The organism is Kribbella sp. NPDC003505 (assembly GCF_040610875.1).
In the GTDB taxonomy this organism is placed as follows: Bacteria; Actinomycetota; Actinomycetes; order Propionibacteriales; family Kribbellaceae; genus Kribbella.
In genome coordinates this window covers 357958-374740 of the sequence record NZ_JBEXNA010000006.1, presented here as the reverse complement: position 1 = coordinate 374740, position 16783 = coordinate 357958, and the positions used below count along the sequence as shown (strand labels likewise).

Annotated in this window: 16 protein-coding genes and 1 riboswitch; of the genes, 11 read left to right on the top strand and 5 right to left on the bottom strand. The window is 70.6% G+C overall.

The genetic code is table 11. From position 1 onward, the window contains the following. Positions 1-5 precede the first annotated feature (5 nt). A riboswitch (SAM riboswitch) is annotated at positions 6-146 on the bottom strand. Positions 147-211: 65 nt separating this feature from the next. Together ABZX12_RS23025 and ABZX12_RS23020 are read right to left on the bottom strand one after the other, a co-directional pair. Beyond that, on the bottom strand, positions 212-1438 hold the full coding sequence (locus ABZX12_RS23025; RefSeq protein ID WP_355696092.1) for a cation:proton antiporter: 1227 nt from the start codon (positions 1436-1438) through the stop codon (positions 212-214). Between the two features lie 22 nt (positions 1439-1460). Next, a complete protein-coding gene (locus ABZX12_RS23020; RefSeq protein WP_355696090.1) occupies positions 1461-2408 on the bottom strand; it encodes a DNA-3-methyladenine glycosylase 2 family protein in 948 nt (315 codons plus the stop codon). A gap of 46 nt (positions 2409-2454) precedes the next feature. Here ABZX12_RS23020 and ABZX12_RS23015 point away from each other — a divergent pair, with 46 nt between their 5' ends. Continuing rightward, positions 2455-2922, top strand: a complete 468-nt coding sequence (locus ABZX12_RS23015) for a hypothetical protein (RefSeq protein WP_355696088.1) — start codon at positions 2455-2457, stop codon at positions 2920-2922. On the opposite strand, the gene otsB is transcribed toward ABZX12_RS23015, so the two are convergent. The 3 genes from otsB to ABZX12_RS23000 are packed head-to-tail and all read right to left on the bottom strand — an operon-like array spanning position 2888 to position 4694. Beyond that, on the bottom strand, positions 2888-3721 hold the full coding sequence (otsB, locus tag ABZX12_RS23010; RefSeq protein ID WP_355696086.1) for a trehalose-phosphatase: 834 nt from the start codon (positions 3719-3721) through the stop codon (positions 2888-2890). The two genes, ABZX12_RS23015 and otsB, sit on opposite strands and share 35 nt — an antisense overlap. Further along, positions 3718-4383, bottom strand: a complete 666-nt coding sequence (locus ABZX12_RS23005) for a LytR C-terminal domain-containing protein (RefSeq protein ID WP_355696084.1) — start codon at positions 4381-4383, stop codon at positions 3718-3720. The genes otsB and ABZX12_RS23005 overlap by 4 nt, the downstream gene beginning before the upstream one ends. A gap of 2 nt (positions 4384-4385) precedes the next feature. Beyond that, entirely contained in the window at positions 4386-4694 is a 309-nt protein-coding gene (locus ABZX12_RS23000) for a DUF3263 domain-containing protein (RefSeq protein ID WP_355473994.1), read from the bottom strand. A gap of 68 nt (positions 4695-4762) precedes the next feature. Between ABZX12_RS23000 and ABZX12_RS22995 the strand changes: the two genes are divergently transcribed. The 10 genes from ABZX12_RS22995 (at position 4763) to ABZX12_RS22950 (ending at position 16754) form a co-directional block, all read left to right on the top strand. Then, a complete protein-coding gene (locus tag ABZX12_RS22995) occupies positions 4763-6247 on the top strand; it encodes an amidase (RefSeq protein WP_355696082.1) in 1485 nt (494 codons plus the stop codon). Further along, the gene (locus ABZX12_RS22990) at positions 6238-7239 is read left to right on the top strand and encodes a Gfo/Idh/MocA family oxidoreductase (protein ID WP_355696080.1); all 1002 of its coding nucleotides are present in this window, start codon (positions 6238-6240) and stop codon (positions 7237-7239) included. The genes ABZX12_RS22995 and ABZX12_RS22990 overlap by 10 nt, the downstream gene beginning before the upstream one ends. A gap of 8 nt (positions 7240-7247) precedes the next feature. Next, positions 7248-8645 carry a trehalose-6-phosphate synthase gene (locus ABZX12_RS22985; protein WP_355696403.1) on the top strand — a complete coding sequence of 466 codons (1398 nt, stop codon included), beginning with the start codon at positions 7248-7250 and terminating at the stop codon, positions 8643-8645. Further along, on the top strand, positions 8632-10053 hold the full coding sequence (locus tag ABZX12_RS22980; RefSeq protein WP_355696078.1) for an FGGY family carbohydrate kinase: 1422 nt from the start codon (positions 8632-8634) through the stop codon (positions 10051-10053). Before ABZX12_RS22985 ends, ABZX12_RS22980 begins: the two co-directional genes overlap by 14 nt. 180 nt (positions 10054-10233) lie before the next feature. Next, the gene (locus ABZX12_RS22975; RefSeq protein ID WP_355696076.1) at positions 10234-11511 is read left to right on the top strand and encodes a sensor histidine kinase; all 1278 of its coding nucleotides are present in this window, start codon (positions 10234-10236) and stop codon (positions 11509-11511) included. Beyond that, entirely contained in the window at positions 11411-12094 is a 684-nt protein-coding gene (locus tag ABZX12_RS22970; RefSeq protein ID WP_355696075.1) for a response regulator transcription factor, read from the top strand. Before ABZX12_RS22975 ends, ABZX12_RS22970 begins: the two co-directional genes overlap by 101 nt. A gap of 81 nt (positions 12095-12175) precedes the next feature. After that, a complete protein-coding gene (locus ABZX12_RS22965; protein ID WP_355696073.1) occupies positions 12176-14359 on the top strand; it encodes an MMPL family transporter in 2184 nt (727 codons plus the stop codon). Positions 14360-14417: 58 nt separating this feature from the next. Next, complete coding sequence (gene panD / locus ABZX12_RS22960; RefSeq protein ID WP_355696071.1) at positions 14418-14834, top strand: aspartate 1-decarboxylase; 417 nt, start codon at positions 14418-14420, stop codon at positions 14832-14834. 34 nt (positions 14835-14868) lie between these two features. Then, positions 14869-16308, top strand: coding sequence for an aminopeptidase P family protein (locus tag ABZX12_RS22955; RefSeq protein ID WP_355696069.1), 1440 nt, complete (start codon positions 14869-14871; stop codon positions 16306-16308). Between the two features lie 23 nt (positions 16309-16331). Then, positions 16332-16754, top strand: coding sequence for a GNAT family N-acetyltransferase (locus tag ABZX12_RS22950; protein WP_355696067.1), 423 nt, complete (start codon positions 16332-16334; stop codon positions 16752-16754). The last annotated feature ends 29 nt before the right edge of the window (positions 16755-16783 follow it).

Here is a 16783-nt window from a genome sequence, read left to right as displayed (position 1 = left end):
TTCCCTCCTCATCTTCCCCGGTCGCCGGATCTCGGCGCGGGACGGATTTGGCACCGTTCCCTCGCGGAGAGCCCCGGACGGGGTCTCGACGGGGAGGGTTGCCGGGACGTCAACGGGCCGTTTCCCTCAGTCCCTCTGGATGAGCTCCCCCGAGATTACCCAATCGGGTCCATATTGTGTCCCGCGTTCCCAGCATCCGAGACGCGGGATCTCAGCCCCGGCGCTCCAGGAAGCGCATCACCGGCGTCGCCGCGACCCCGTGCACAACAACGCTCAGGACCACCGTGAACCCCAGTGTCGCCCAGAGCCACGGCAGGTCGTCCCGGAAATGCGCTCCGACCGCGGCGAGGTAGTACACCGACGACACGCCGCGGACGCCGAACGCCGCCGTCGCCCAGCGTTCGGACCGCCGGAGCCCCGAGCGCGCGAGCGACAGCCACCCGAACAGCGGACGAACCACGAAGACCAGCAGTACGCCGACAGCGGCGCCTGCGACCGTGAGCGGCTTCAGCAGCCCGGCGGTGACCGCGGCGCCGAGCAGGAGCAGGACGCCCCACGTGAGGATGTGTTCGAGCTCACCGATGAAGTCGTGCAGCTCGCCGTGGAACGCGTGCTTGCTCTCCACCGACCGCAGCGTGAGCGCCGCGACGAACACGGCGATGAACCCGTACCCGTGCAGCACCTGGGTGAGCCCGTACACCCCGACCGTCAGAGCGAGCGCGAGCACCGGCTCCCGGGCCTCCGACAGCCGAAGGCTCCGGGACGGCGCCGAGAACGTCATCCGCCCGAGCAACCAGCCCGCCCCGAAGCCGATCGCGACCCCGATCACCGACTTCCCGACCACGTCCCAGGCGACCCACTGCCACGGCGACAGGGTCTTGGTCGCCACGAAGACCGCCAGGTACACGAACGGCGCCGCCATCCCGTCGTTGAGGCCCGCTTCGGACGTGAGCGCGAACCGCACCTCGTCGTCCTCGTCCAGCTCCGCGTCCTCACCAGTCGTCGGTCCCTCCACCTGGACGTCGGACGCGAGCACCGGATCCGTCGGCGCCAGCACCGCCGCGATCAGGAGCGCGGTCGCCGGTGCGAGCCCGAGCAGCCAGCCGGCCCCGGCCAGCGCCGCGATCCCGGCCGGCATCGCGACGAACAGCAACCGCCAGGTGACTGCCCAGGTGAGCAGGCTGATCGGCCGGTCGATGGCCAGGCCGACGCCCATCAGCGCGACGATCACGGTCAGTGCCGCCAGATGCTTCGTCAGCGTCGGCTGCGCGATCGGACTCAGGTCAGCGCGGTCGACGGCAAGGCCGAGGATCAGGCCCGCACCGAGGAAGGCGATCGGCGCGGAAACGGCGTACCGCGCCAGTAACCGGGGCAGTACGGCACCGAGCAGCAGCGCCAGGCCTGCCACGAGATACAGGCCGTCCCCGTTGATGATCATCGTCAGGCACCTGTGCCCAGAGCTACCTCAGGCGATGCGTGGCCCCTGGCGTGTGCGTCGGCAGGGACTTGCGCGGGCCGAAACGAGGATGGCCGATGCCCGCCAGCTCGATCAGGCGCTGCACCCGGAAGCGGTGGCCGCGGTACGGCTCGATCAGTTCGGCGCAGCCGTCGTCGTCGAGCTCTTCGCCGATCAGCGCGTACGACACGTTGCGCGAGACGTGGTAGTCCGCGAACGAGAACGCGTCCGCGTCTCCGTGAGCCCGCTGGCGCACCTCGGCCGCCGTCCACACGCCGACTCCCGGCAGCGACCGCAGCCGCCGCTCGATCTCGGCGGAGTCGCTCAGCTCGAGCGTCCGCTCCAGCGCCTTCGCCCGGGTCGCGGCCGTGACGACGACTCGCGATCGCCGGCCCTCGACACCGGCGCGCAACCACTGCCAGGACGGGATCTGCCGCCACTCCTCCGGCGCCGGCGGCACCATCATCACCCGGTTGCCCTGCTGATGCGGCCCTGGCGCCGGCTCGCCGTACTCCCGCAGCAGCAGCCGCCACGCCCGGAACGCCTCCTTGCCGGTCACCACCTGCTCGATCCCGGCGGCCGCCATCGCCTCGAACACCGCCCGGGTCCGCGGCACCCGCAGATGCGGGAACCGCCGCGCCGCGTCCACCAGCACCCGGTGCTCGGGCAGCGGCTCGAACCCGTCCCAGCTGTCCCGGTCGCCGAGCAGCTCCGGCACCCCGTCGAGCGCCCACTCCGACCCCGGCCCCCAGGCCTCCGTCTCGACGAATCCGGCGTACGGCGTCAGGCGCAGCAGCACCGGCCCGTCCGGCGTCCGCGTCGCTCGCCACACGGTCCGCCGCCCCGCGTCGAACACGTACGCCGGGTCACCGGGCCCCTTGCGCAGCCCGCCGATCACCGACTGCGGATCCACGACCCGCCCAGGCCGCCAGACCCGCACCACCGAACTCACCCGCCAAGTCTTACCCACCGCTCCGACAGAATTCATACTGATCCCCATGAACGCCTGGCAGTGGGTCAAGGTGGTGGGCAACTTCGTCAACCTGTCCACCGTGGCCGGCGCCTTCGTCGGCGTGCTCGGGCGGGCCAAGTTCACTCGAGGGCCGCGTGGGCTGTTCTTCGCGAACGAGTACAAGCTCGGCTTCCCGATCGCCGGCGCGTTCACGATCGGCAACGTCGTACTCAGCAAGCACGACCGCTCGTACTTCGACAACCCGGCCCTGGTCCGGCACGAGGAGCGGCACTCGTGGCAGTACTTCTGCCTGATCGGCCTGCTGATGCTCCCGCTGTACGTCGTGGGCGTGGTCGTCTCGTTCCTGCTCACCGGCGACCCGGCGTCGCGGAACCCGTTCGAGCGGCTCGCGAACCTGAAGGACGGCGGCTACGTCGAGCGGCCGATCCAGCCGATCGGCAAGACCGTGACGCAGACCCTCAGCGTGCTGAGATCGCGTCCGAAAGCGCCGTGAGCACGGTCACCACACCGCTCGGGTCGTCGACGACGACGTCCGCGGCTTCGATCAGCTCGGTGGCGTTCGAGGACCGCGTGGCCAGCAGTACGGCGCGCAGCCCGGTCTCTCGCTCGGCCTGGATCGCCCGGTACGCCGCGAGGTCGCCCAGGTCGTCACCGGCGTACAGGATCGATCGGGCGCCGGTCGACTCGATCAGGCCGCGGAGCGCGACGCCCTTGTCGATCCCGGGCGGCCGCAGCTCGAGCACGAGGTTGCCCGGCTCCAGCCGCAACGAAGTCTCCTCGGCGAGTGCGGTCAACGGCGCCCGGAGGAGTTCGAAGGCCGCGACCGGATCGTCCAGCCGGCGGGTGTGCACCGCCAGCGAGCTGTCCTTGTCCTCCACGAACGCGTCCGGTACGCCGGCCTCGCGCAACAGTCCCGGCAACCGGTCCCGAGCCGTCGTGACACCGGGCGGCACCGGTTCGCTCGTCACCTTGCCGGTGGCGGCGTCCCAGCGCTCCAGCCCGTAATGCCCGAGGACGACGAGATTCCCGAGCCCCGGGTGACCACTCACCCCGGACAGCTCGGTGGCGACCAGCGCGGGCCGTCCGGTGACGATCGCGACCTGGTTCACGCTCCGGGCGAGCCGGGCCAGCGCGTCCAGGGCGCCCTCGACCGGGCGGGACAACGCCGGGTCCTCGACGAGCGGCGAGAGGACGCCGTCGAAGTCCGACGAGATCACGGCACTCGCCGGGTCCGAGACGATGGCTTCCCAGCCTTCCCGTCCCGCCTCGGTCTGAATGACCGGAGTACTCATCCTGAGTAGTCCGAGGTCAGGATCACGGTCAGGCGATCCTTCTTCATGTTGTCCAGCGCCCCCTTGGTCCGGCCGACGCCGAGGTCGCGGGCGAGCTGGTTGGCGGCGTCGAGCATGCCCGGCGGGTAGTACACCGTGCTCTCGGCGATCTTGCCGTGCCAGTTGTCCGGCGAGCCCGCCACCGTCCAGCCGGCCTGCCGCGCCCGGTTCGCGACCGAGTCGGCCAGGCCCTTTTGCGAGGTGTTGTTGTACACCTCGATCGCCGGGCGCTCCTCGGCCGGGATCGTCACCGGCTGGGTCGGCTTCGGCGGCTGCGTGGTCTCGGTCGGTTGGGTCGGCTGGGTCGGCACCGTCGACGGCGGCTCACTGCTGGGCACGGTGGACGGAGCGCTGGTCGGGGCACTCGTCGGCTTGGTGGACGGCCGCGGCACGCTGGCGCCGACGGTCGTCGGTCCGGCGGACGGCTTCTCCGACGCTTTCGGCGTACTCGCGCCGGCCGGCTTCTCGTCGGCCTTGCTGTCGTGGCCCCGGGTCCCGAACAGCACGAGCAGTCCGGCGACGATCGCGACCACGGCAGCCACAGCGACGAGGGAGGACAGCACCTGCCCCTGCTCACCCCGCGGGCGCGGGGCAGCCAGGCACGCCCTGAGGCGGCGGGACATGGTCAGACCTCGATGCCCAGGCGGCGTGCGGAGCGGGCGCGCTGGCGGGCGGCGCGGAGGCGGCGCAGGCGCTTGACGAGCAGCGGGTCGTGCGCGAGGGCCTCAGGGCGGTCGATGAGCGCGTTCAGGACCTGGTAGTAGCGGGTCGCCGACATCTGGAACTGGTCCCGGATCGCCTGCTCCTTCGCACCGGCGTACTTCCACCAGTGCCGCTCGAAGGCAAGGATCTGGCCGTCCCTCTCAGAAAGTCCGGCGATGACCGGCGGCGCAGCTTCGGCGGGGCCGGGAGAGCTGGCGTTGGCGCTGTCCATCTGCTGCTGACTCCTGTGCGGTCGGTGATCGTCCGTCCGCCAGCCACTCTACGTGCAGAACGACAGCCATGTCATTCACCGCCGGATCGACACGAAGCGTGTCGCTGACAAGGCAACCGGACGCAGCCAACTCTGGCAGGATCGTTCCAGTGAGCTCAACTTCTTCCAGCGTGGCGCTCGTGGAGGAGTTGCAGGGGCGGATTCGTGAGGTCGACCAGCTGGTCAACGCCGTCTGCACTCCGAACCCCGCGGCACTCACCGATGCCGCCCGCCTCGACACCGAGCGTGACGAAGGGCGGGTCCGTAGCCCGCTGCACGGCGTCCCCGTGCTGGTCAAGGACAACATCGACACCGCCGGCCTGCCGACCACAGCCGGCTCGCTGGCGCTGGCCGACCAGCCACCGCCGCCGCAGGACGCACCGCTGGTCCGCCGGTTGCGCGAGGCGGGTTGCGTGATCCTGGGCAAGACCAACCTGAGCGAGTGGGCGAACTTCCGCGGCTCGGCCTCCTCGTCCGGCTGGAGCGCGTACGGCGGCCTGACCCGCAACCCGTACGCGTTGAACCGGTCGGCGGGCGGCTCCTCCTCCGGGTCCGGCGCGGCCGTCGCGGCCGGGCTCGCCGACTACGCGATCGGCACCGAGACCAACGGCTCGATCGTCTGCCCGGCCGCGCTGAACGGCGCGGTCGGCCTGAAGCCCACCGTCGGGCTGATCTCCCAGCAGGGCATCGTCCCGATCTCGCACTCGCAGGACACCGCCGGACCGATGACGAGAACGGTCACTCAGACGGCTGCGCTGCTCTCGGTCCTCACCGGCGGTCACACGGACTACACCGAGTACTGCCGCGGCACTGACCTCAGCAACGTGCGCATCGGCGTACCGCGCGGTCCCCTCTGGGGCTACTCGACCGGCCTGGACCAGGTGACCGAGCGGGCGCTGGAGCTCCTCAGTCAGTGCGGAGCGACGCTGGTCGACCACTTGTCGTTGCCGACACCGGGCGGCGACGAGGACCAGTTGCAGGTGCTCTCCCACGAGCTGAAGGTCGACATGGCGGCGTACCTCGCCACCCGTGCGCCCGGCGGTCCGCGGACGCTGGACGACCTGATCGCGTTCAACAACGAGCATGCGGACCAGGAGCTGCAGTGGTTCGGTCAGGAGCTGTTCGAGCGCGCCGCGGCCACCGAGGGTCTCGACGCCCCGGTGTACGTCGCCGCGCGCCTCACCGCGCTCCGTGCGGGGCGGGACGGCATCGACAACCTGCTGCGTGACAACCAGCTCGACGCGCTCGTCAGCCCGTCGTACTCCCCGGCCTGGGCGATCGACCTGGTGAACGGCGACCACGTCCTCGGCAGCTCGTCGTCACACGCCGCTCTGGCGGGCTACCCGCTGCTTTCGGTGCCGTCCGGGACGGTCGCGGGACTGCCCGTCGGGATCACGATCAGCGGTACGGCGCGAAGTGAGGTCACGCTCATTCGCTTGGCTCACGCCTTCGAAACCGCGAGAATCGTTGCAGACGGACCGTTCCCGACCCCGGAGTTCACACAGTGGGTATAGATCGCGTCAGGTGGGGAATCGTTGCGACCGGCAACATTTCGACCCAGTTCACGCACGATCTGGCGCTGCTCCCGGACGATGCGGTCGTGGCCGCGGTCGCGTCCCGCTCCGAGGAGAGCGCGCGGAAGTTCGCCGCCGAGTTCGGCATCCCGCACGCGTACGACGACCACCGGCGACTGATCGACTCCGGCGAGGTCGACGTGGTCTACATCGGGACGCCGCACCCACAGCACTACGCGATCGCCCGGACGGCGCTGCAGGCCGGCGTCGCCGTGTTGTGCGAGAAGCCCGTCACGCTGACCGCCGCGCAGGCCGAGGACCTGATCGCGGTCGCCGCCGAGCACCGGACGTTGTTCGCCGAGGCGATGTGGATGCGCACCGACCCGGTGATCCAGGCGGTCTTCGCGGATCTGGAGCGGGGCGTGATCGGCGAGCCGCAGCAGGTGGTCGCGGACTTCGCGTTCCACAAACCTTCACTGCCGGTTCGCCTGCTCGACCCGGCGCTCGGAGGAGGCTCGCTGATGGACGGCGGGATCTACCCGATGACGTTCGCCTACCTGGCGCTCGGCCGCCCCGCGGAGGTGAAGGCCGTCGGTTCGCTCAACCACGACGGGATCGACCTGAACGTCGCGATGGCCTGGCGCTACGACTCGGGCGCGGTCGCCGCGCTGACCTGCGGCCTGCGCTCGCAGAACACGTGGGTGGCGTCGATCAGCGGCCCGGACGGCAACCTGCAACTCCCGCACCGCTTCCACCACCCCGAGTACTACGTGCGCACGACCGCTTCCGGAGCGGAGCGGATCGACATCCCGACGCATGGCCGTGGGTACCACTACGAGGCGGCAGAAGTGATGCGCGCGCTGCGCCAGGGACTGATCGAGGTTCCGGCTCTCCCCCACGCCGGCACGCTCGAGATCCTCGAACTGCTCGACGAGACCCGGAGCCAGATCGGGGTGCGCTACCCCGGTGACGACGACGACCTGAGTGGATGACGCTGAAGATGCCGAACGGTAGGAGTTCCTTCGTTGTGGTGGCCAACCGGCTGCCGGTCGACCGGATCGAGATGCCCGACGGCAGCACCGCGTGGCGCCGAAGTCCCGGTGGCCTGGTGACCGCGCTGGCGCCGGTGATGCAGGGCCACCACGGCGCCTGGATCGGCTGGACCGGCAGCCCCGACGAGAAGCTGGACCCGTTCGACAACGACGGCATGCACCTGGTGCCGGTGATGCTGTCCGCCGAGGACGTGCAGCTGTACTACGAGGGCTTCTCGAACGCGACGCTCTGGCCGCTGTACCACGACGTGATCGTGGCGCCGGAGTTCCACCGCGAGTGGTGGGAGTCGTACGTCGCGGTGAACCGGCGGTTCGCGGAGGCCGCCGCGGAGGCCGCCGACGACAACGCCGACGTCTGGGTGCACGACTACCAGCTGCAACTGGTCCCGGCGATGTTGCGCCGGCTGCGTCCCGACGTACGGATCGGCTTCTTCCTGCACATCCCGTTCCCGCCGACCGAGCTGTTCGCGCAGATGCCGTGGCGGCGGCAGATCCTGGACGGCCTGATGGGCGCGGACCTGGTCGGTTTCCAGCGGCCCGGCGCGGCGTCGAACTTCGCCCGGCTGGCCCGCAACCGGATGGGCCTGCGGACCCGCGGCGACCGCATCCACCTGCCGGACGACCGGATCGTCCGGGCGAAGGCGTTCCCGATCTCGATCGACGTCAACGAGCTGGAGAAGCTCGCCCGGCAGCCGGAGACCACCGCGCGGGCGGCCGAGATGCGCGAGGAGGTCGGCAACCCGACGCACATCCTGCTCGGCGTCGACCGGCTCGACTACACCAAGGGCATCCGGCAGCGGCTGCGGGCGTTCGGCGAGCTGCTGGACGAGAAGCGGATCTCGGTCGACGACGCGGTGTTCATCCAGGTCGCGACGCCGTCGCGGGAGCGGGTCGAGCAGTACCGGGTGCTCCGCGACGAGATCGAGCTGCTGGTCGGCCGGATCAACGGCGAGCACGGCCGGATCGGTACGCCCGCGATCAACTACCTGCACACGTCGTACTCGCGGACCGAGATGGCCGCGCTGTTCCGGGCCGCGGACGTCGCCGTCGTGACCCCGCTGCGGGACGGCATGAACCTGGTCGCCAAGGAATACGTGTCGACGCGGTACGACGACACCGGGGCGCTGGTGCTGAGCGAGTTCGCCGGGGCGGCGGACGAGTTCCGGCAGGCGTTCCTGGTGAACCCGCACGACATCAACGGCATGAAGGACACGATCGTCGACGCGATGAACACCGACGACCGCCAGCTCGGCCGCCGGATGAAGGCGATGCGCAAGCACCTGGCCGCACACGACGTGAACGTCTGGGCGCAGACCTTCCTGAAGGCTCTGCATGACGAGGACTGACGGGAAGGTCCTCGCGCTGGATCTGGGGACGTCCTCGGCGCGGGCACTCGTCCTGGCGGCGGACGACGCCGCACCGATCCCGGGCGCGCTCGCACGGCACAAGATCTCCCCGGCCTACGGCCACGACGGCTCGGCGACGCTCGACCTGCACGAGTACGTCGAGGGCCTGCTCGGCTGTCTCGACGAGCTCGAGCAGAACGGCCACCTGGACGGCATCGGCGCGATCGTGCTGTCCTCGCAGTGGCACTCGATCGTTGCCCTCGACACCAAAGGCGCGGCGCGCACCCCGGTGATCACGTGGGCCGACACCCGCTCGGTCGACCTCGGTCTCGGGACGTCGTTCGACGAGCCCGCCTTCCACGCCCGCACCGGCGCATGGCTGCACCGGCTGTACTGGACCCGCCGGATTCCCTGGCTGCTGTCCACCGCCTCCGCCGATCAGTTCGCCGGCCTGCCCGACCTGGTACTGGAGCGGTTGACGGGTGAGCGCGTCACGTCGGTTTCGGTCGCCTCCGGCACCGGCACGCTCGACCTCGCCACCGGTGCGTACGACGACGAGGCGCTGGAGATCGCCGGCGTGACGGCCGACCGGCTGCCGCCGATCGTGCCGACCGGGTGGACGGGCACGTTGTCGGCCGAGTACGCACGCCGCTGGCCCGGGCTGGTCGGCGTACCGGTGCATCCGCCGACCGGTGACGGAGCCGCGTCGAACGTCGGCACCGGCGGGTACGACGCGGGCACCGCCGCGGTGACCGTGGGAACGTCGGCCGCCGTGCGGGTCGTGCACCCGATCGAGAACGCGCCGGAGCTGCCCTGGGAGCTGTGGCGGTACCGGGTCGACGACAAGCGCGCCGTGACCGGTATGGCGTTCTCCGCGGCCGGCAACCTGCACGCCTGGCTGACCGGCGTCCTGCGGCTGGAGTCCGACGAGCCCATCGGCATCGAGATCGGGACGACGAACGCGATCGCGATCCCGTTCATGGCCGGCACCAGGCCGCCCGCCGTCGTACCCGGCGGGTCCGGGGTGTACTTCGGCTTGTCGTTCGACGACACTCCGGCCGCCCTGCTCGCTGCGGCCCTGCAAGGTGCCTCGCTGGAGATCGACCGCGGGCTGCGGACCCTCGACGCGCTGTTCGGGCAGCAGCTCGACGTCGTCCTCGGCGGCGGCGGGATCGACGCCTCGCAGTGGTGGCGCCGCTGCCTGACCGCGACCTTCGCCCGCCCGACCACGGTCTGCGCCGAGCCCGAGGTCGGCGCACGGGGCGCGGCCGCCGTGGCGCTCGGCCTCTCCCCCGAGCCGGGCGGCGAGCACCTCACCCCGGTCGAGGCAGAGGTCACCCGCCTCGCCGAGCTCCGGGAGCGCTACGAGGCCCTGCGGGAGCTGGCGATCCAGGCTTCGGCTCTGTGAATCGGCAGCTCGACAGGATGTGTCCGGTCGGTCCGGCCGCGCTCACGCTCAGCGGGACGGCCGATCCCGCCTAGTGGACGTATACGTACTGTCGAGGTGCGGCTCTACTGCGTCTGCGGTACGACCGGGATACCGCCGCAGGACGAGGCGGTCCGGGGAGCGGACACGTACTGTGAAGGGATGGAACGGCTCATCCGGTTCTGCCGTGCCTCGGCGCGGCATCCGCTGGCGCTGGACCTTGCTCTCGCCCTGACGATCCTGCTGATCAACCTGCTGGTTCCCGGCGGCAAGCACGTCGGCGAGCGGATCGAGCTGAACGCGACGGTCGTCGTACTGGCCGTCGCGGGTGCCGTTGCGCTCACGTTCCGGCGACGGGCGCCGATCACCGTGCTGGTGGTCACGACGGGGGTTGCGATCGCCTTCGTCATCGCCGAGCAGGCCAAGAGTCCGATCGTGCTCTTCATGGGCGTCGCGGTCTTCACGGTCGTCCTGTCGAAGGACGACCGTCTGACCCGCTGCGTGGTGGTCGTCGGCACGGCCCTGGCGACACTGGTCGCCGAGGCCTTGTTCGTCAGCGGAGACGTCCTGGACAACCTCGGTCTGGTCTTCTTCGTGCTGTTCTCGGGCGCGATCGGCGAGGCGGTGCGGAACCGGCGCGCCTGGCTGCTGGAGCTCGAGGAGCGGGCGCTGCGAGCCGAGCGATCGCGCGACGAGGAGGCCCAGCGGCGGGTGATCGAGGAACGGCTACGGATCGCGCACGAGCTGCACGACGTCATCGCCCACCACATCGCGCTCATGAACGTGCAGTCCGGCGTCGCGGCCCACGTCCTCCGGACCCAGCCCGACGAGGCCGAACGCGCCCTGGCCCTGGTCCGCTCCGGCGGCCGCACCGTGCTGCAGGAACTGACCGTCCTGCTCGGCGTACTCCGCCGTTCCGGCTCCCCGCTCCCGACCGCACCGGCCCCTTCGCTGAACGAGCTGGACGCCCTCATCCACTCCTTCACCGCCGCGGGCGTAGAGGTCAACTGGACCCCAACGCCGGCACTGGGCGAACTCCCGGACGTCACAGAACTCACGGCCTACCGAGTCGTCCAGGAATCCCTGACCAACGTCCTCAAACACGCCCCGGGCGCAACCGCCGACGTCCGCATCACCCGCACCTCGACCAGCCTGACGGTAGAGGTGACAGACACCGGCCCTCACCCCGCCGGGCCCGTCGTCACCCACCTGGGTGCGGGCCACGGCCTCATCGGGATGTGTGAGCGTGTCGCCGCCGTCGGCGGCACTCTGCACACCGGGCCGCGGGCATCAGGTGGGTGGGCCGTCCGTGCTGTGCTTCCTCTGGAGACTGGAGTTGATGGTGACGATCAGGGTGTTGCTGGCCGACGACCAGACGCTGATCCGGAGCGGGTTCCGGGTGCTGGTGAGTTCAGCGCCAGATCTGGAGGTCGTTGCTGAGGCCTCGAACGGGCGGGACGCGGTGGAGCTCGCGCGGTCCGAGCGGGCCGACGTGGTGCTGATGGACATCCGGATGCCCGAGGTCGACGGGCTCGCGGCGACCCGGATGATCACCGCCGACGAGGCGCTCGCGGGCGTGAAGGTGCTGATCCTGACCACGTTCGAGGTCGACGAGTACGTGTTCGACGCGATCCGCGCCGGCGCCAGCGGCTTCCTCGGCAAGAGCGTCGAACCGGCCGAGCTGATCGACGCCATCCGGGTGGTCGCCCGCGGCGACGCCCTGCTGTCCCCGAAGGCGGTCCGCGGCCTGATGAACCGCTTCCTGGCCGAACCCACCGCCGGGCACGCGATCGGCGACGGCATCCTCGACGCGCTCACCGACCGCGAGCGCGAGATCGTCGGCCTGGTCGCCCTCGGCCTGTCCAACGACGAGATCGCCGACCGCCTGGTGCTCTCCCCGTCGACGGCGAAGACCCACGTGAACCGCGCGATGGTGAAACTCGACTGCCGCGACCGCGCGCAGCTCGTCGTCCTGGCGTACCAGACCGGCCTCGTGCGTCCCGGCGTACCGCAGCCGCGGTAGCCGGTACGGCGAACGCGGTACGCCGAGAATCCCGCCACGGGCAGACGCGGGCGACGGCGTACCGCCGGAAGCATCGGCGGCATGGCTACGTATCTCTATCGCCTCGGCCGTTTCGCCTTCCGCCGGCGACGGTTCGTCGTGCTGATCTGGCTCGGTCTGCTCGCCGCGGGGATCGCGGGTGCCGCGACGCTGTCCGGCCCGACCGCCAACGGTTTCTCGATCCCCGGCACCGAGTCGCAGCGCGCCGCGGACCTGCTCAACGAGCGCTTCCCGCAGGCAGGCGCCGACGCCGCGACCGCCCGGATCGTGTTCCAGGCACCGGCCGGCCAGAAACTCACCGACACGCCCCCGGTCCGGCAGACCCTGGACCGGCTCGCCACCGCGCCGCAGGTCGCGCGCGTCGTGGATCCCTTCACCGCCAAGGCGATTTCCCCCGACGGACGCACCGGCTACGCGCAGGTCACCTACAAGGTCACCGCCCAGGAGGTCACCCCCGAGGCCCAAGAGGCCGTCGCCGCGGCGGTCGAACCGGCGCGCGCGGCCGGCCTCACCGTCGAGTACGGCGGCGACGCGATGCAGGCACAGGGCGAGCAACAGCTCACCGAGGTGATCGGTATCGGTGTCGCCGCCGTCGTCCTGCTGATCACGTTCGGCTCGCTGATCGCCGCCGGCCTGCCGTTGCTATCGGCAATCATCGGCGTCGGGATCGGCGTCACCGCGATCTCGGCGATCAGCGGTTTCGTCGACATCGGCTCCGGGACGCCGATCCTCGCCCTGATGATCGGGCTCGCGGTGTCGATCGACTACGCGCTGTTCATCATGTCGCGCTACCGGCACGAGCTCAGCACCGGGCTGGAGCCGGAGGAGGCGGTCGGCCGCGCGGTCGGCACTGCCGGATCGGCCGTGGTCTTCGCGGGGCTGACCGTGGTCATCGCCCTGGCCGGCCTGTTCGTGGTCGACATCCCGTTCCTCACCCAGATGGGCCTCGCGGCCGCGTTCACCGTGGTCATCGCGGTCGCGATCGCGCTCACGCTGCTGCCGGCGTTGCTCGGGTTCGCCGGGCGGCGCGTGCTCGGCGGCCGGATCCCCGGTCTGCGCGGCGGCGATCCGGAAGCGGCCGGACGGTCGACGGCCGGACGCCGGTGGGCAGGGTTCGTCACCCGGCGACCGCTGGCCGTGCTGCTGGTGACCGTCATCGGTCTCGGCACGCTGGCGATCCCGGCGACCGACCTCGAACTCGGACTGCCCGACGACAGTACGGCGGCGCCCGATTCGACACAGCGCAAGGCGTACGAACTGCTGTCGGAGGGCTTCGGGCCCGGGTTCAACGGCCCGCTGATGGTCGTCGTGGACGCCGGCGCGTCTCCCGATCCGCGCGCCGCGGCGACGGCCACCGCGTCCGCCGTACGCGGGCTGCCGGACGTCACGATGGTCACGCCACCGGTCTTCAACCCGGCCGGGAACACCGCGCTGCTGACGGTGATCCCGTCGAGCGGACCGAGTACGCAGGAGACCAAGGACCTGGTCACGGCGATCCGGTCGATGCCCGACAGCGACCGCGCCGAGGTGGCGGTCACCGGGGCGACCGCCGTCAGCATCGACATCTCGGACAAGCTCGGCGGCGCGTTGCTGCCGTACCTGTCGCTGATCGTCGGGCTCGCGTTCCTGCTGCTGATGCTGGTGTTCCGCTCGATCCTGGTGCCGCTGAAGGCGACGCTCGGGTTCCTGCTGACCGTGGTGGCGACGTTCGGCGCCCTGGTCGCGGTGTTCCAGTGGGGCCGGCTGGCCGGGCTGTTCGGGATCGAGGGGCAAACCGGGCCGGTGATCAGCATGCTGCCGATCTTCCTGATCGGTGTCGTGTTCGGGCTCGCGATGGACTACCAGATCTTCCTGGTGACCCGGATGCGCGAGGAACACGTGCACGGCGCGGCGCCGCGGACGGCCGTCGTCGACGGTTTCTCGCACGGAGCCCGGGTGGTGACGGCGGCGGCGGTGATCATGACGGCGGTCTTCTCCGGGTTCATCCTGTCCGGCGAGACGCTGATCCGCGAGATGGGCTTCGGCCTGGCCCTCGCGGTCGCGCTCGACGCGTTCGTGGTCCGGATGACCGTCGTACCGGCGGTGATGGCGCTGCTCGGCCGCCGCGCCTGGTACCTTCCCCGCTGGCTCGACCGCCTGCTCCCGAACGTCGACGTCGAAGGCGAAACCCTGCGCAGGAACCACCCGCCCGTCCCCGCGCCGAAGGAACCGGAACCGGCGCACTGAACCGGTTGGGTGATGGCGGCCACTGACAGAAGCCCGGATGGGCCGGATCATGGCCGCCATGTGGCGGGAAATGATGAAGTCGAAGGTGCACCGGGCGACGGTGACGCAGGCGGACCTGGACTATGTCGGGTCGTGCACGCTGGATGCCGAGCTGATGGCGGCGGCCGACCTGCTGCCCGGTGAGAAGGTGGACATCGTCGACATCACCAACGGCGCGCGGCTGTCGACGTACCTGATCGAGGGACCGCGCGGGTCCGGGATCGTCGGCATCAACGGCGCGGCGGCGCATCTGATCCATCCGGGCGACCTGGTCATCCTGATCGCGTACGGGATGTTCGACACCGCCGAGGCCAAGGTCTTCGAACCGAGCGTAGTCTTCGTGGACGAGCACAATGCGATCACCCGGATCGGCTCCGACCCCGCCGAGGCGCTGCCCGACACCGGCACGCTGCGCGGGGACGAACTGCACCCGTAGCGCCCCGAACCGCTGAGATGAGGACTGGTCGACGATGACCGAGAACGCTGCCGAGAACGCCGCGCCGAAGACCGCGTCGCACGACAACGAGCCGAGCCCGAAGCTGCGCGCGTTCATGAATTCCGGCTGGGCCGACTCCGAGCGGCACGATCTGTCACTGAGCGATGCCGGGGTGTGGGCGGCGAAGCGCCGGGACGCGCTGTCCCAGGCGTTCCCGGGCGAGCGTCTGGTGATCCCGGCCGGCACCTACAAGGTCCGGTCGAACGACACCGACTACGTCTTCCGCCCGCACACCGACTACGTCTGGCTGACCGGCAACCAGACCTCCGACGCGGTGCTCGTCCTGGAGCCGAACGGCACCACCGGCCACGACGCCGTGCTGTACTTCCGCCCGCGTGCCGACCGCTCGCAGGGCGAGGAGTTCTGGCGCGACCGGATGTACGGCGAGTTGTGGGCCGGGCGTCGGCCGTCGCTGACCGAGACCGCGAAGGAGTTCGGGATCGAGACGCGGCACGTCGACCAGCTGGCCGATGCGCTGAAGAGCGACGTACCGACGCGGGTGCGGCGCGACGAGGACCAGTCGATCGCCGCGCTGCTGACCGGCGCCCGCACCGACGACCTCAAGGACAACGAGCTGGCGGCCACGCTATCGGAGCTGCGGCTGGTCAAGGACGCGTACGAGCTCGAGCAGCTGCGGGACGCGGTCGCGATCACCCACCGCGGCTTCTCCGACGTCCTCGCCGAGATGGACAAGGTCCGGCAGTACGGCGAACGCTGGATCGAGGGCACATTCTGGCGCCGGGCCCGGGCCGAGGGCAACGACGTCGGCTACACGTCGATCGCCGCGGCCGGTCCGCACGCCACCACGCTGCACTGGATCGAGAACGACGGCCCGGTGACCGACGGCACGCTGATGCTGCTCGACATGGGTGTGGAGAACCGGCAGCTGTACACCGCCGACATCACCCGGACGCTGCCGGTGAACGGCGAGTTCACGCCGCGCCAGCGGGACCTGTACCAGCTTGTCCTGGACGCGCAGAACGCGGGGATCGCGGCGCTCACGCCGGGGGCCGCGTTCCGCGCCGGGCACGAGGCCGCGATGGAGGTCATCGTCCGCGGTCTCGACGCGATGGAGCTGCTGCCGGTGTCGGCGGAGGAGGCGCTCGACCCGGAGAGCCGGCTGTACCAGCGCTACACGCTGCACGGCGTCAGCCACATGCTCGGCCTCGACGTGCACGACTGCGCCGCGGCCCGCGACGAGAACTACCGCAAGGGCAACGTCCAGCCCGGCTACGTCCTCACCGTCGAGCCCGGCCTGTACTTCCAGTCCGACGACCTGACCGTCCCCGAGGACCTGCGCGGTATCGGCATCCGCATCGAGGACGACATCCTGATCACCGACGACGGTCCGGAGAACCTCTCCGAGGCCATGCCCCGCACCGTCGACGGCATCCAGAACTGGATGGCCTCCTAGCTCGAGTCTGGTAGGAAGAGCCGGTGCACATCATCGGGAGCGAGCTGACGGCAGCGCAGTTGTACGACGTGCTCCGGTTGCGCGTCGACGTGTTCGTCGTCGAGCAGGAGTGTGCGTACCCGGAGCTCGACGGGCGCGACCTGCTCGCCGGTACGCATCACCTGTGGATCGAGGAGCAGGACGCGATCCAGGCGTACCTGCGATTGCTGACCGAGCCCGGCCGGATGCGGATCGGCCGGGTGGCGACCGCCGCGCAGGCCCGCGGCCGGGGGCTGGCGGCGCAGCTCATGAAGGACGCCCTGGAGATCGTCGGCGACATCGACAGCGTGCTCGACGCGCAGACGTACGCCCAGGGGTTCTACGAGAAGTTCGGTTACGTTGCCGAGGGCCCCGAGTTCGTCGAGGACGGCATCCCGCACCGGACCATGTGGCGCCGGGTGCGCTGATCCCGGCACCTGATCCAGCCGCCTGATCC

Excerpts from the sequence above, each read along its gene's own strand:
- ABZX12_RS23025 (WP_355696092.1), bottom strand. The coding sequence starts at position 1,438 with ATGATCATCAACGGGGACGGCCTGTATCTCGTGGCAGGCCTGGCGCTG.
- ABZX12_RS23015 (WP_355696088.1), top strand. The coding sequence starts at position 2,455 with ATGAACGCCTGGCAGTGGGTCAAGGTGGTGGGCAACTTCGTCAACCTG.
- otsB (WP_355696086.1), bottom strand. The coding sequence starts at position 3,721 with ATGAGTACTCCGGTCATTCAGACCGAGGCGGGACGGGAAGGCTGGGAA.
- ABZX12_RS23005 (WP_355696084.1), bottom strand. The coding sequence starts at position 4,383 with ATGTCCCGCCGCCTCAGGGCGTGCCTGGCTGCCCCGCGCCCGCGGGGT.
- ABZX12_RS23000 (WP_355473994.1), bottom strand. The coding sequence starts at position 4,694 with ATGGACAGCGCCAACGCCAGCTCTCCCGGCCCCGCCGAAGCTGCGCCG.
- ABZX12_RS22995 (WP_355696082.1), top strand. The coding sequence starts at position 4,763 with ATGTCATTCACCGCCGGATCGACACGAAGCGTGTCGCTGACAAGGCAA.
- ABZX12_RS22985 (WP_355696403.1), top strand. The coding sequence starts at position 7,248 with ATGCCGAACGGTAGGAGTTCCTTCGTTGTGGTGGCCAACCGGCTGCCG.
- ABZX12_RS22980 (WP_355696078.1), top strand. The coding sequence starts at position 8,632 with ATGACGAGGACTGACGGGAAGGTCCTCGCGCTGGATCTGGGGACGTCC.
- ABZX12_RS22975 (WP_355696076.1), top strand. The coding sequence starts at position 10,234 with ATGGAACGGCTCATCCGGTTCTGCCGTGCCTCGGCGCGGCATCCGCTG.
- ABZX12_RS22970 (WP_355696075.1), top strand. The coding sequence starts at position 11,411 with ATGGTGACGATCAGGGTGTTGCTGGCCGACGACCAGACGCTGATCCGG.
- ABZX12_RS22965 (WP_355696073.1), top strand. The coding sequence starts at position 12,176 with ATGGCTACGTATCTCTATCGCCTCGGCCGTTTCGCCTTCCGCCGGCGA.
- panD (WP_355696071.1), top strand. The coding sequence starts at position 14,418 with ATGTGGCGGGAAATGATGAAGTCGAAGGTGCACCGGGCGACGGTGACG.
- ABZX12_RS22955 (WP_355696069.1), top strand. The coding sequence starts at position 14,869 with ATGACCGAGAACGCTGCCGAGAACGCCGCGCCGAAGACCGCGTCGCAC.